Source organism: Cytobacillus sp. EB106-05-05-XG126 (genome assembly GCF_058791715.1).
The window spans coordinates 53737-68233 of record NZ_JBYTDU010000006.1 but is presented as its reverse complement, the minus strand read 5'-3'; the positions used below and the strand labels follow the sequence as shown (position 1 = coordinate 68233).

The following is a 14497-nucleotide window of genomic DNA, read 5'->3' as shown; positions in this document are numbered from 1 at the left end:
AACCTATATTTAACGGTATTTTTTAAAGAGGGGATGAATTTCTCCTCTTTTTTGCTGTCTTCGGAAATAGAATATAGAGATCGGATGGATTCAGCTGAATATAGGCAAAGCTTGTTTTTATTAAATATAGAAATGAGTGATTAATATATGAGTACCTTAAATTCTAATCTGCAGGAAAATTGGCTGAAGAATATTATTCTCTTTTTAAGCAGCCAGACGATCTCCCTTTTTGGATCGTCCCTCGTTCAATACGCCATTATGTGGCATATTACGTTAACGACAGAATCCGGTTTGATGATGACTCTCTACATTATTTGCGGGTTCATTCCGACCTTCTTTTTATCACCGGCTGCGGGTGTTTGGGCAGACCGGTACAATCGGAAAATGCTGATTATTTTAGCAGATGGCCTCATTGCCTTTTCAACACTGATACTCGCCATCCTCTTCTTAATGGGATATGAGTCCATCTGGCTGCTGTTTGTCATGGCAGGAATTCGTGCCCTTGGAACAGGAATCCAGACTCCTGCTGTCGGGGCAATTCTGCCTCAGATTGTTCCGAAGGAGAAGCTGACAAAGGTGAATGGAGTAAATGGGAGCATACAGGCTGTCATTATGTTTGTTTCACCGATGGTCAGTGCCGCTTTAATCGCTATGGCATCGCTTGAGGTCATCTTCTTCATCGATGTCATCACAGCGGCGATTGCCATTGTTACACTGATGACGTTTGTTAAAATTGCTGTGCACAAAAAAGCAGCAGCGGAACAGACAGCGAGTTACTTCAGCGACTTTAAACAAGGGCTGCAATATGTGAACAGTAATCCTTTCCTGAAGAAGTTTTTCTTATTCTTTGCCGTATTCATCGTGCTAATGGCGCCTGCGGCCTTTCTGACGCCGCTGCAGGTTACCCGTACCTTTGGGGGAGATGTGTGGGAGCTGACTGCCATTGAAATTGCTTTTTCAGTTGGAATGATGGCTGGAGGCGGAATCATTGCTTCCTGGGGAGGATACCCAAATAAAATTAGAACCATGACCCTTGCCAGTCTCATCATGGGGATCTGCACCCTGGCACTCGGCATCGTGCCGGTTTTCTGGATCTATTTAGTGTTCATGGCGTTCTTCGGGATTGCCATGCCAATTTTCAATACGCCGGTAACTGTATTGCTGCAGGAGAAAATTGAAGAAAATTATTTAGGCAGAGTGTTTGGTGTCATGGGAATGATCTCCACCTCCATGATGCCGATTGGCATGCTGATATTTGGCCCGATTGCAGATATCATTGCCATCGAATGGCTTCTTGTGGGAACAGGCGCATTCATTATCCTGTTAGCTGTTATTTTAGGCCGGGATCAGGTGCTTCTGGAAGCCGGGAAGCCTGAGCTGAGTGAATCATAAACCCTTCTGTTTAAATTAAGAGAAACAAACAACAGTCAAAATAAAAAGCTCAATTCGCAATGAATTGGGCTTTTTGCTAATATAATTATAAATGAATGCTGGATTTTATTTATGTTTTAATGTAGAGGTTTGCAGGAGGCAGTTATGGGTTTAAAATATAAATGTTTAATCTTAGATCATGATGATACAGGGGTAAAAAGCACACCTGGTATACACTTTCCATCATTTGCAGAGGCTCTTAAAGACTTGCGGCCAAATGATAAACCTATATCTTTTGAAGATTTCGTCAGATATTGTTATCATCCGGGATTTACTGCATTATGTAAGGATATTATTAAATTTACAGATGAGGAACAAAATCACCAGCAGATGGTATGGAAAAAATATACCGAGTCAACTGTACCTGACTTCTATGAGCTGTTTGCTGAGACAGTTCAAGAGTTTAAAAAGCAAGGTGGAATTGTGACGGTTGTTTCTCATTCTGAGACAAGCAGAATTGAAAGAGATTATTCCATTCATTGTGGATTTGTGCCAGATGCCATCTTTGGCTGGGATCTTCCTGAGAATCAAAGAAAACCGCATCCATATCCAATTAAAGAAATATTAAGGCGCTATGAACTTCAAGAGACTGATGCATTAATGCTCGATGACCTGAAGCCCGGATTGGATATGGCCAGAAGCTGCAATGTGGATTTTGCGGCTGCCGGATGGTCTCACATTATCCCTGAAATCAAGGAACAAATGAAGTTAGATTCAAAGTATTATTTTGAAACAGTAGAGGAATTTAATAAATTTATTTTTAAATAACAAAACGCTTGGGCTAAATCCTAAGCGTTTTGTTATGCAGAATCACTTTTAGAATGAGTAGCAAGGAACAGCTGGAATTAAAGGAGAATATTTATATTTAGCATTTCTTTGAGGGGGAATAAGTTATGAGGCAAATTATCGCATTAGGAGGAGGCGGGTTCTCCATGGAGCTGGAGAATCCATTGTTAGATGAATACATTTTACGTCAGTCAGGTAAAGAAAATCCTAAAGTCTGCTATGTGCCTACTGCAACAGGGGATTCCGAGGTTTGCATTAAATGGTTTTATGACTTTTTTGAAAAACAGAAGTGCCAGCCCTCTCATTTATCATTATTTAAACCGCCAGCAAGAGATATAGAGGGGTTTATACTGGATAAAGATATCATTTATGTTGGAGGCGGAAATACGAAGAATTTATTGGCTTTATGGAAAGAATGGGGATTAGATAAGATTTTACGAAAGGCATGGGACCAAGGGATCATATTAGCCGGCATCAGTGCGGGCTCCATTTGCTGGTTTGAAGAAGGGGTTACGGATTCTTATGGAGATAAACTGGAGCCATTAACATGCCTCGGCTTTTTGAAAGGAAGCAATTGCCCTCATTACGACGGAGAAGCGGAAAGAAGGCCAGCCTATCATGAGCTTTTGGCTTCTGATAAAATAAAGCCTGGAATTGCAGCGGATGATGGAGTGGCTATCCACTTCATTGAGGAGGAGGTCAGCCGAATCGTAAGTTCTAGACCGGATGCCATGGCCTATAAGGTCTATTTCGATAAAGAAGTTAAAGAGATTGAACTGAAAACCGAATATTTGGGTTCTTGAAGCGAATCAGTCTTTTGCTGTTAACTTTATTTAAATAGAAGGAAGTGCTTAAAAAGATGGATTTACAGACGGTTATGCAGGAGCTTGAGGCTCTCGGCAAGGAACGGACCAAGAAAATGTACATATCTAACGGAGCACATGAGCCGCTTTTTGGTGCTGCAACAGGTGGAATGAAACCGATAGCTAAAAAAATTAAAAGAAATCAGCCTTTGGCGGAGGAGTTATACGCCACAGGGAACTACGATGCCATGTACTTTGCAGGCGTCATTGCAGATCCTGAGGCCATGACCGAAGCGGATTTTGACCGCTGGATGGATGCTGCTTATTTTTACATGCTGTCCGATTATGTAGTGGCCGTTACATTAGCTGAAGCAGATATTGCACAGGATGTTGCCGACAAATGGATCGAAAGCGGGGAAGAACTGCGGATGTCAGGTGGCTGGAGCTGCTATTGCTGGCTTTTGGGAAATCGTCCGGACGCTGAATTTTCTGAAGAGAAGCTGGCCAAAATGCTTGATAAAGTGAAAGACACCATCCACAATTCTCCGGAGCGTACGAAATCCGCCATGAATAATTTTGTCTATACAGTGGGTGTTTCTTATTTGCCGCTCCATGAAAAGGCGGTTGAGATTGCAAAAGCCATTGGGCCGGTCGAAATGAAACGGGATAAGAAAAAAAGTACCATTCTGCAGGCCTCAGAAAATATCCAAAAGGAAGCAGATAGAGGAAAGATTGGCTTTAAAAGGAAATATGTAAGATGCTAAACCAATTGGGGCTGGGTTAGACAATGAACCTGTCCCTTTGTGTTATAATGAGGAACTTAGGAATGATGAAATGCGCTAATAATGGAACGGATGTCCGCTCAGCGATTCAATATGGAGGGTAAGGTAATGAATAAACGATGGAACATCAGCAAAATTAACGATTTCGTTGAGAAAAACTCGGATAGTAAGCTGCTATCGACGGAATATCATGGTTTTTCTCAAAAGCTGCTTTTTCAATGTGCATGCGGCAGCCAGTTTGAAAAAACATTTACGAAATTTAAAAATAATCACCAGCGCAAATGTGACGTTTGCCAGCCGCCTAAAGCGTCACGCTAAAGGGGACACGGGGACAGGTACACTGTCCTTTTTTCAGTTCTGTATTTGAAAATGTATTTGAAAGCAGGTCATAAAATGAAAACAGAAAAAGAAAAAATGCTGGCCGGAGAAATGTATGATCCTGCCGATCCGGTATTATTAAAGGAACGCGAGGAAGCAAGACGAAAGGTCAGAATGTACAATCAGACTCTGGAGACTGAAGGGGAAAAGCGAATAAAGTTATTAAAGGAGCTGCTTGGGTCTACCGGAGAAAACGTATATATGGAGCCCAATATCAGATTTGATTACGGCTATAATACTCATGTAGGTGAAAACTTTTTTGCGAACTTTGACTGTACCATCCTGGATGTCTGTGAAGTGCGTTTTGGAGATAATTGCATGCTTGCTCCCGGTGTACATATCTATACGGCAACGCATCCGCTTCATCCCGCTGAACGCAATTCAGGCAGAGAATATGCTAAGCCGATTACGGTTGGAAACAATGTGTGGGTCGGGGGAAGTGCAGTCATTAATCCAGGTGTAACAATAGGCAACAATGCGGTGATCGCATCAGGTGCAGTTGTTACGAAAGATGTGCCAGAGAATGTAGTAGTTGGCGGAAATCCAGCGAAAGTAATTAAACAAATTGAGCTTTAAATTCTCCTCAGCATCCTTACAAGAAAAGCCATTTCATATTGCGGGTTGTGCTTTTCGTTTGTACTAGGGTATTTTTCAAGCTTCCGGTATTTCTTAATTACAGTGGCTTTTTGCAGAAATATGGCGCTATAGCATATTAGAAGCTGCTGCTCCAAACCTCAACACGAATAATATTTCTCATCTAAGAAAAAACTTTTAATAAAAACTTAGGAGGGAAGATATGAGAGAAAAGAAAGAAAAGCCGCTCGAGGATATCCGAAAAAATGCCCAGGATTCATATGAGATAAGCAATACAGACTATGGCCTTGAATCAGTTGCTGAAGGCTGTGATTTCGCTGAGGGGGAAAAGGACAAACCGCCCAATTGTGGAGGTTTATAGAGCCCTGGTTTAATTCTGGGCATTATTTTGAAAGAGGAATTCAAAAAGATGGCTGCGATTTAGCAATCAACATATAAAGTGAACAGTGAGAACGAGTGAAAAGTGTAAATACAGAGAATATAGAAGAAGAGCAATGGATTTGCACAATGCTCTTCTTCTTTTTAGTATTATGAAAGGGAATCCCAGTAACAGGTATTTAGGTTCCAGCAAGGATAGGAGATGATTTTGGTGATTGATCAATTAATGAAAATGCTGGAAGAACGAGAAGAAGAGATGATTAAGATACGCCGTTATTTACACCAGAATCCTGAGCTTTCATTCAAAGAGGAAAAAACGGCAGCCTATATCGCTGATTTTTACAGAGGGAAAGATGTTGATCTGATAACAAATGCAGGGAATGGATATGGCATTGTTGTCACTATTGAGGGTGGAAAGCCGGGAAAAACCGTGGCACTTCGGGCTGATTTTGATGCGCTTCCTATTAAAGAAGAGCTGGATGTTCCGTTTAAATCAAAAAAGGAAGGGATCATGCATGCTTGCGGCCATGATGCACATACAGCATACCTTATGGTTTTGGCTGACTGTTTCATCCAATTAAAAGATAAGATCCATGGCACCGTCAAAATAATCCATCAGCATGCGGAAGAAGAGCCTCCAGGCGGAGCAAAAAGCATCGTTGAAGAAGGATTTCTCGATGATGTCCATGCCATTTTTGGCATACATGTTTTGCCAATCGCCCCCGCTGGAACTGTTGGCTATCACAGCGGATATTCCTTTAATGGCCGCGCTTATTTTAAACTTAGGGTGCAGGCAAGCGGAGGACACGGTTCTTCCCCGCATAAAGCAAACGATGCTATTGTTGCAGGCGCTTACTTTGTAACAGCTATCCAGACGGTTGTTAGCCGAAGAGTGGATCCGTTTCATGCCGGTGTAGTGACAATCGGTTCATTTGACGGTAAAGGGAGTTTTAATGTGATCAAGGATCATATCGAAATTGAGGGGGATGTACGCTATTCCAATGATGAAACAAAGGATGTGATGAATAGAGAAATTCACCGCATTGTAAACGGACTTGAGGAGTTATTTGGTGTAAGCTGTGAGCTGACATATGAACCCGACTACCCGCCGCTGTATAATGATCCTGAATTGACGAGGTTTGTTGCAGGTACGCTGGCATCAGCCGGGGATAAAGACATTTTGGAGGTAAAAGAGTTTCCTAAAATGGCACCATCGGACGATTTTGCGCATTATTTGGAGAAGGTCCCTGGCTGTTATTTTTATATTGGGTGCACTCCAAAGGGAACGGAAGAACCATACTTCAATCACCACCCTAAATTTGATATCGATGAAGGTTCGATGCTTGTTGCCGCAAAATCAGTGGGATATGTCGTTTGCCATTATTTTAATAAGGAAGAAAACAAAAGCTCACGCTGATGTGAGCTTTTATGTTTAAAGGAATCGTTTTTAGCTTCTTATTGTTTTTGAATAGATTTGATAGGCAATCTCCAGCTGTAATGATGCGAAATTCCTCGAAGCATTAAAGTAACAGCAAAAAGAATATAAAAATGATAAGACTTTGACAACCAATCAAGGCCAATGATAAACCCGGCAAAGATGGCCCATAAAAGATATACTTCATCACGTAAAACAATGGGCTTTCGCTGAGCCAGCACATCGCGGATCATGCCTCCGCCGGCACCGGTTATGGCCGCGGAGAACATAACAGCAAATAAGGGTAAATCAATTGATTGTGCATACATAGCTCCCTGGACAGCAAAGGCTGACAAGCCAATTGAGTCAAAGATGCTCCATTTCGTCAAAAGCTGAACAGCGCTGCTTGGCAATATAATGACAAAGCTGATGGTAATTAGGGCAACAATAAAAAGAGTCGTTTGCTGCCATAATTCTATAATCGGAATGCCGGTAAAAAGGTTTCTAATAGCACCGCCGCCAAATGCTGTAATTAATCCTAAAACATAGGCACCCATAATGTCGTATTTTACTTCCAGTGCAACGACTGCCCCACTCATTGCAAATGCAATTGTTCCGATCACGTTCAATACATCCCAAACCATACAATCCCCCTAATCAAGTATCTCTGTCCTTGTACCTGACAGATTCGTCTTTCCTATAGATTTACCCCTTCGGTGACGTACGTTACGTTCTCTCCCGCAGCAGTCATTCGCAAGTATTTGTTTTTATTATTATAGAGTATGGATGGGAGGATTGGACAGTCAATAATAGAGTGGGATTCAGAAAACGGCAATAGAGAACTGGGAAAAGGGGTTCATGTACAGTAAGAAGCGAAATAAAAGAGCATTTCTATTCAATCTCCACAAGCGGATTTGTAAAAAAACGTAAGGAAAAAGGCTGGTTTTTGTTAACATGGTCTTTATTTAGCCATAAAAATAATCACACACCCCTTCAACATTCCTTTTCTAGAATATGGTTGAATACATATTTTAGATAGGAGATGGAGAGCGTGAACAAAAAATTATTAATTGGTACAGGGGTGGCTTTTTCTCTGCTATTCAGCCCAATCAGCCAGGCGTTCGCAGCAGAACCGACAACAGGGGAAAGGAAACAAGTGGATAATATAGCGCACCGCGGTGCCACAGGGTATGCACCTGAGAATACGATAGCCGGCTTTGATCTGGCTGTAGATATGAAAGCTGATTATATTGAAATTGATGTTCAAAGAAGTAAAGATGGCGAATTAGTGGTAATCCACGATACAACTGTGGATCGTACAACAAATGGAACCGGAAAAGTAGTGGATTTAACGTTTGATTTTTTAAGAAGTCTCGATGCCGGCAGCTGGAAAGGGGAACAATTTGCCGGAGAACCAATCCCGACATTTGAAGAGATTCTGGATCGCTACCATGGCAAGGTTGGAATATTAATAGAATTGAAGGCTCCAGAGCTTTATCCCGGCATTGAAGAACAAGTGGCAGATGCATTAAAAGAAAGAAATCTTGATAAGCCGCAAAATGAAAAAATCATTATCCAGTCTTTTAACTTCGACTCTATGAAAACAATGGATCAGCTTCTTCCTAAAGTGCCCATTGGTGTACTGACATCTAACCGTGCCGATACAACGGCGGAAGCATTAAAGGAATTTTCAGCTTATGCTGATTGGTTTAATCCAAGCTATGGAATTGTCAGCGAAGAATTAGTGAATCAGGTTCACTCTCTTGGCATGCAAATTGGCTCATGGACAGTGCGCAGCCAGGAAGCTGCTGACTTCCTGTTCGAAATGGAAGTGGACGCCGTCATCACCGATTATCCGGATTATGTTGATCCCAGAAACTAGTCTTCGGCTATTCAAAAATGGAGAAAACTCGTCATTTTGGCGGGTTTTTTTGGTTTCAATAGAATTTTAAAATAATATTATTATTTTGCTAAATTGATTTTTATGACTTTCTCATGCAGAAGTCATGATGATAGCGGTTCCATAAAATTTTTAATAATTTAAATTGACTGAAAAGTATAATTGTATTATTATTCTAACAATATATACTTTTCGAAACACGAATGAATAGGTATTCAACTTAGAGGGGGAAGGGTTTATGTCACAGCTGTTAGCGTTAGTTATTCTTTTACTTATATTATTTATTGGAGATCTGGTTGCAGTCCGGACTAAGGCTTGGGTGCCATCCATATTTGTCTGTGCCGTACTGTTCCTTGCAGGTTATTGGACATTCTTTCCGCAGGATATCGTGGCATTGGCAGGGGTTCCGCCTGTTGTGGCAACGATGATGATGTACCTATTGATTACCAATATGGGAACATTGCTTTCGATTAAGGAATTGAAAAATCAGTGGAAGACGATTGTGATTGCTTTATCAGGGATTTTAGGAATTATTGCGATATTACTAGGAATCGGAACATTTATCTTTGGATTTAAAACGGTGGTTGTCGCTATTCCGCCATTGGTTGGAGGTGTGGTATCTGCTCTGATCATGTCGGAGGGAGCGAAGGAAGCGGGACTGGCTTCACTATCGGTTTTTGCCATCGTGATTTATGTGATGCAGGGATTTGCGGGATATCCGCTTACATCCATCGTCCTGAAAAAAGAAGGAAAGCGGCTTTTGAAGCAGTACCGCAGCGGTCAGCTTGCTTATAAGGCCCAGGGGCCTGCAGCTGAAGAGACGGCTGCAGCATCAATGACAGTTTCAAAACCTGAACTTAAGCTTTTTAAGAATATGCCTGAGAAATATAATACAGATTTCTTCAAGTTTTTAAGATTGGCAGTAGTATCCTACCTTGCTTATCTGACATCGACATTGCTGGCTCCAGTTGCCAGTGTCAGTCCATTTGTCCTTTGCCTGTTGTTCGGGGTGATTGCCACAAGCATTGGCTTTCTTGAAAAGCAGGTGCTGCAAAAAGCAAATGGCTTCGGTTTTGCGATCATGGCTCTAATGCTCTTTATTTTTGACGGCTTAAAGCAGGCTACACCAGGGATGATGCTTGAAATTATCTATCCGCTTGCCGGAACCATTATTTTGGGTGTAATCGGAATGTATGTCTTCTCATTTATCGCAGGGAAACTTTTAAAAGTGAGCAAGGAAATGGCTTTTGCTGTTTCACTGACGGCATTATATGGGTTTCCGGCTGACTACATTATTACAAATGAAGTCATTAAAGCATTAACCGAGGATGAAAAAGAAAGGGAAATGCTGACCAGCAATATGCTGCCGCCTATGCTTGTCGGCGGATTCATCACAGTGACCATTGTGTCGGTCGTGCTGGCCGGAATATTTGTCGGACTTTTATAAGAAAGGGATGGAATTGAAATGAGTGATGTTCAGACAGGGAAAAATGTGAATCTGGAAAAAGTACAGGAGAGAATAGAAAGTCATATTGACACATTAAGCAATTATACGGCAACTCCTGGAAGAGGGACAACCAGGCTGACATATAGTCAGGAGGATCTGCTTGCACGGCAGTATATTAAAGAAAAAATGAAGGCAGCCGGCTTGACTGTGCGTGAAGATGGATTGGGCAATATTTTTGGAAAATTTGATGGTTCCTTAAAAGATGCACCGAGTGTTCTGGTCGGCTCTCACTTTGATTCTGTGCCGAATGGGGGATCCTATGACGGGCCTGCCGGAGTTGTAGCAGGACTTGAAGTGGCCGCACTTTTTACTGAGTATGGATTAACGCCGAAGTATCCTCTGGAGGTTATTGCTCTTATCGAAGAAGAAGGCTCCAGGTTTGGCGGCGGCTTAATGGGTTCGCGCGGAATGACCGGTTTGCTGGCTGAGGAAGACTTCAAAGCATTGAAAGACAAAGATGGCATAACGACGGTTGAAGCCATGGAGAAAATCGGGCTGGATCCATCTCTCCCGAAAGTTCGTGACCCTCAAACAGTAAAGGCTTACCTGGAATTGCATATCGAACAGGGTCCAGTTTTAGAAGAAAAGAATATACCAATCGGAGTAGTCGAAACGATTGTCGGTTTAACACAATTGGAAGTAACCGTAAAAGGGAAGGCCGGGCACGCAGGGACCACTCCGATGGACAGAAGGTCGGATTCGCTGGTTGCCGCTGCCGGAATGATCGCCCAATTTCCCGGGCTTGCTGCGGCAGAAGGAGAAGGGACGGTTGTAACAACGGGACGATTGCAGGTGTATCCAAATGGAGCCAATGTGATACCCGATCAAACAGTATTTTCTGTAGACATACGCTCCGGCAGGGAGGAACATGTTCAGAATGTCATTCAGAAAGTGAAGGAATTAGCAGAGTCCTATCTTGATAGCGGATTAGAAATAACGGTTGAACAGCTGTTATATATTCAGCCAAAAGAGATGAATAAAGAGATTGTCAGTCTGCTAAAGGAGAAAAGCAGTACACTTGGTTTCCCTTCTTGCTCCATGAATAGCGGCGCCGGACACGATGCCATGGTTTTTGCTGATTACACAAGTACCGGAATGCTGTTCATTCCAAGCAAAAATGGACTGAGCCATTGTCCGGAAGAATGGTCTGATTCCCGGCATATTGCCGAAGCAGTTCAGATTTTGTTTGAGGCAGCAATAGAGCTAACGGAGGCGGAATAAGAGATGATTCATAACAGGCTAAAGGAATTGATTGGGGCATATAGTGATGAATTAACGGAACTGCGCAGAAAATTGCATCGTGAACCGGAATTGTCATGGGAGGAATTTAAAACGACTCAATTTATCTGTGAGTATCTGGATGGCTTAGGCATCTCTTACAGAAGGACAGAACCAACGGGTGTCATTGCTGAAATTGCAGGCGGGAAGCCTGGAAGGACGGTAGCTTTAAGGGGAGATATGGATGCACTGCAGGTGGAGGAATTGAATAAGGACCTTCCTTATGCATCCATGGAGAACGGCAAAATGCACGCATGCGGACACGATGCTCATACTGCGATGATGCTGGTTGCTGCCAAGGCATTAAATGAGATAAAAGAAGAATTGCCGGGGACTGTCCGCCTGCTTTTCCAGCCAGCCGAAGAGGTGGCGAAAGGGGCAAAGATGATGGTGGAACAGGGAGCGATGGAAGGCGTGGACAATGTCTTTGGCATCCATATCTGGTCGCAAATGCCAACATATAAAGTGTCCTGTACGCCCGGGCCATCCTTCGCATCAGCTGATATATTTAAGGTGACATTCAAAGGGAAAGGCGGGCACGGGGCCATGCCGCATGATTGCATTGATGCAGCTGTGGTTGCTTCTTCTTTTGTCATGAATGTGCAGAGTGTGGTGTCCAGAACCATTGATGCCCAGCTGCCGGCCGTACTCTCCATTGGTAAAATGACTGTGGGTACAAGATTCAACATCATCGCTGAAAATGCATTCATCGAGGGGACAGTCCGCTGCTTCGATCCTGAAACAAGAGATCATATTGAAAAACAGCTGCAGCATTATGCTGAAAATACGGCAGCTATCTACGGTGCTAAAGCAGAGGTGGAATACATTCGGGGTTCACAGGCAGTAATCAATGATGAATACAGTGCGCAGCTCGTCCAAAAGGTTGCCTCTAAAGCTTTCGGGGAAGATGTTCTATTTACTGAAAAGCCCACAATGGGGGCCGAAGATTTCAGTTTTTATCTGGACCAAGCACCTGGCAGCTTCGCCCTTGTCGGCAGCGGCAACCCGAAGAAAGACACAGAGTGGGCTCACCACCACGGCAAATTCAATATTGATGAAGACGCCCTAGCGACAGGTGCAGAGCTTTATGTGCAATATGCATGGGCATACTTGAACGAAAAGCAGTAAATCTGATCAATCCGTTCCTCTTATGGGAGGAGCGGATTTTTTTAACTTTTAAAGAAATAAAAAAAGGAAGCAGTCGATTAACTCTGCTCCCTATACACTATTGATTTATTTAATTCCTGTGACTAAGGAGAAAAGGTGGTTGTCGATGGACTCTAATAGTTGTGCAGATAGTTTGGCGGAATGTAGTTGAGGGGCAGTGGACGTAAAAGTACTTTAATGTCAGTGGGCATTTCAAAATCCTGCTGTGCTTGTTTTAAATAACGATACATGGCTTTCCCGCCTACTGAGTTGGCAGAGTGGACAGTTATTCGATCCGCAAATAACTGTTTTTGAACCATGATATGAACAAGCATAAGACCATTTCTCGATTTGCTTACTAAATCATGGTCTAAAGAAAGGTGGTCAATTTCATAGGTCTGAAGCAAAAGGATACATTCATCAATGGTCTCAACTAATACATGACCATCCGGCGCTCTCCGATAATCATCCAGAAATACGCTTATTTTCTCCATTTTTTTAATCCCCTTTCAAAGGGGTGACTAAGAAAAGTCGAGTTAACCCTAAAGTTTTGAAGCTTATTTCATTGTAACATACATATGTAAGCAAAGATACCGAAGAGTGATTCATTGGAAGACAATCAAACATTCCTGCATCATTAAAAAGATAGTGAAAGGAGGTTGGGGCCTTTCATGTGAACTCAAGCACATTTTCAGTTATAAGCTTATTGATCTTAGATCCTTTCGTGTTCATGTCTGTACTATTGCAAGGAATAAAAGAGATAGATTATTTGTAAATAAAGAGAAAAGCCCAAAAGGATTAGATTCCTTCTGAGCTTGAAAACTTATCTGCCGCCGTTTAGTTCATTTACAAACCGTTCAATTACTTCCTCAATGCTCATCACACCGATATTTCCTTCTTTACGTTTTCTCAGTGCCAAGGATTGCTGCTCCATTTCTTTATCACCAATCACCAGCATGTAGGAAACTTTCTGTTTTTCGGCTTCCCTGATCTTGAGTCCCATTTTCTCTGTTCTGAAGTCGACTTCTGTGCGAATACCAGATAATTCCAATTGTGATTTTACATAGTCTGCATATTCTGCATGGGCATCTGAGATGGGAATGATCTTTGCTTGGATGGGTGACAGCCACAGTGGGAAATCGCCAGCAAAATGTTCAATTAGAATGGCCATGAAACGTTCAACTGAACCAAAGATTGCCCTATGAATCATAATGGGAAGGTGAAGTTTGTTATCTTCACCTACATAAGCACAATTAAACTTTTCCGGCATTTGAAAATCCAGCTGGACTGTACCGCATTGCCAGCTTCTGCCGAGTGAATCCAATATATGAAAGTCAATTTTCGGCCCGTAAAATGCCCCATCGCCAGGATTAATCTGATAGTTAACTTCTTTGTTTTTCAAAACAGATTCCAAAGCCCCTTCCGCACGGTCCCACATTTCCTGAGATCCCATGTATTCCTCTGGGCGTGTTGAGAGTTCAACTTTATAGTCAAAACCAAAATGGGAGTAGAATTCATCAATTAGGACAAGTATTTTATCAATCTCCGCTTCAATCTGGTCAGCCCTCACAAATAAATGCGCGTCATCTTGAGTGAATGACCGAACTCTTAACAGTCCATTTAAAGAACCTGAGAGTTCGTGTCTGTGGACTAATCCCAGTTCCGCATAGCGGATAGGCAATTCCCGGTAGCTTCTCCGTTTGCTGTTGAAGACTAATATCGCACCTGGGCAGTTCATGGGCTTTATCGCATAATTTTGTTCATCTACATTTGAGAAATACATATTTTCATGATAATGATCCCAATGGCCCGATTGTTCCCAAAGTTTCTGTTTCATCATAATCGGTGTCTTTATTTCCTGATAGCCTGCCCGCTGGTGTTTTCTTCTCCAGTAACTTTCAAGTTCATTTCGCATCACCATTCCCTTTGGCAGGAAAAAAGGCATTCCGGGGGCTTCCTCCATGGATGTGAAAAGCTCCAGCTCTTGACCTAACTTTCTATGATTTATTTTTTCTGCTTCCATGTTCAATTCCTCCTGATTATTAGTTATAAAAAAAGACCACACTCCTCCCAAACATAGGGACGAGTGTGGTCGTGGTG

15 protein-coding genes, 1 riboswitch and 1 other annotated feature (1 of these 17 cut by a window edge) are annotated in these 14497 nt (G+C 42.4%); of the genes, 12 read left to right on the top strand and 3 right to left on the bottom strand.

The window, feature by feature from the left end; all coding sequences use genetic code 11:
• The first annotated feature begins 147 nt into the window (after window positions 1-147).
• The 8 genes from AC3WTL_RS17570 to AC3WTL_RS17535 all read left to right on the top strand — a co-directional run bounded on the left by AC3WTL_RS17570 (window position 148) and on the right by AC3WTL_RS17535 (window position 6569).
• Complete coding sequence (locus tag AC3WTL_RS17570) at window positions 148-1392, top strand: MFS transporter (RefSeq protein WP_222499940.1); 1245 nt, start codon at window positions 148-150, stop codon at window positions 1390-1392.
• A 144-nt stretch (window positions 1393-1536) separates the two neighbouring features.
• Window positions 1537-2199 (top strand): HAD family hydrolase, encoded by a 663-nt coding sequence (locus AC3WTL_RS17565; RefSeq protein WP_197214135.1) that lies wholly within the window; start codon window positions 1537-1539, stop codon window positions 2197-2199.
• Between the two features lie 125 nt (window positions 2200-2324).
• Window positions 2325-3020, top strand: a complete 696-nt coding sequence (locus AC3WTL_RS17560; RefSeq protein ID WP_492369813.1) for a Type 1 glutamine amidotransferase-like domain-containing protein — start codon at window positions 2325-2327, stop codon at window positions 3018-3020.
• A gap of 56 nt (window positions 3021-3076) precedes the next feature.
• Window positions 3077-3784, top strand: a complete 708-nt coding sequence (locus AC3WTL_RS17555) for a DNA alkylation repair protein (RefSeq protein ID WP_492369812.1) — start codon at window positions 3077-3079, stop codon at window positions 3782-3784.
• Window positions 3785-3910: 126 nt separating this feature from the next.
• Complete coding sequence (locus AC3WTL_RS17550) at window positions 3911-4120, top strand: hypothetical protein (RefSeq protein ID WP_222499936.1); 210 nt, start codon at window positions 3911-3913, stop codon at window positions 4118-4120.
• Window positions 4121-4195: 75 nt separating this feature from the next.
• Window positions 4196-4756: a sugar O-acetyltransferase gene (locus AC3WTL_RS17545; RefSeq protein ID WP_492369811.1), complete on the top strand. Its 561-nt coding sequence runs from the start codon at window positions 4196-4198 to the stop codon at window positions 4754-4756.
• Window positions 4757-4976: 220 nt separating this feature from the next.
• Window positions 4977-5135 carry a hypothetical protein gene (locus AC3WTL_RS17540; RefSeq protein ID WP_248349214.1) on the top strand — a complete coding sequence of 53 codons (159 nt, stop codon included), beginning with the start codon at window positions 4977-4979 and terminating at the stop codon, window positions 5133-5135.
• A gap of 228 nt (window positions 5136-5363) precedes the next feature.
• The gene (locus AC3WTL_RS17535) at window positions 5364-6569 is read left to right on the top strand and encodes an amidohydrolase (RefSeq protein ID WP_492369810.1); all 1206 of its coding nucleotides are present in this window, start codon (window positions 5364-5366) and stop codon (window positions 6567-6569) included.
• A gap of 38 nt (window positions 6570-6607) precedes the next feature.
• Here AC3WTL_RS17535 and AC3WTL_RS17530 read toward each other — a convergent pair whose 3' ends face one another.
• A complete protein-coding gene (locus tag AC3WTL_RS17530; RefSeq protein ID WP_163139438.1) occupies window positions 6608-7210 on the bottom strand; it encodes a trimeric intracellular cation channel family protein in 603 nt (200 codons plus the stop codon).
• A gap of 13 nt (window positions 7211-7223) precedes the next feature.
• Window positions 7224-7317, bottom strand: a riboswitch (glycine riboswitch).
• Window positions 7318-7617: 300 nt separating this feature from the next.
• Between AC3WTL_RS17530 and AC3WTL_RS17525 the strand changes: the two genes are divergently transcribed.
• From AC3WTL_RS17525 to AC3WTL_RS17510, 4 genes are all read left to right on the top strand, one after another.
• Window positions 7618-8448: a glycerophosphodiester phosphodiesterase gene (locus tag AC3WTL_RS17525; RefSeq protein WP_492369809.1), complete on the top strand. Its 831-nt coding sequence runs from the start codon at window positions 7618-7620 to the stop codon at window positions 8446-8448.
• Between the two features lie 256 nt (window positions 8449-8704).
• Complete coding sequence (locus AC3WTL_RS17520; protein ID WP_197248717.1) at window positions 8705-9913, top strand: hypothetical protein; 1209 nt, start codon at window positions 8705-8707, stop codon at window positions 9911-9913.
• 18 nt (window positions 9914-9931) lie between these two features.
• Complete coding sequence (locus tag AC3WTL_RS17515; RefSeq protein WP_222499924.1) at window positions 9932-11194, top strand: Zn-dependent hydrolase; 1263 nt, start codon at window positions 9932-9934, stop codon at window positions 11192-11194.
• A gap of 3 nt (window positions 11195-11197) precedes the next feature.
• The gene (locus AC3WTL_RS17510) at window positions 11198-12379 is read left to right on the top strand and encodes a M20 family metallopeptidase (protein WP_492369808.1); all 1182 of its coding nucleotides are present in this window, start codon (window positions 11198-11200) and stop codon (window positions 12377-12379) included.
• 152 nt (window positions 12380-12531) lie between these two features.
• On the opposite strand, the gene AC3WTL_RS17505 is transcribed toward AC3WTL_RS17510, so the two are convergent.
• Entirely contained in the window at window positions 12532-12891 is a 360-nt protein-coding gene (locus AC3WTL_RS17505) for a cyclic-phosphate processing receiver domain-containing protein (RefSeq protein WP_197248724.1), read from the bottom strand.
• 329 nt (window positions 12892-13220) lie between these two features.
• On the bottom strand, window positions 13221-14420 hold the full coding sequence (gene thrS / locus AC3WTL_RS17500; RefSeq protein ID WP_252220760.1) for a threonine--tRNA ligase: 1200 nt from the start codon (window positions 14418-14420) through the stop codon (window positions 13221-13223).
• Window positions 14421-14472: 52 nt separating this feature from the next.
• Window positions 14473-14497, bottom strand: a binding site (T-box leader); it runs 207 nt beyond the window's last position.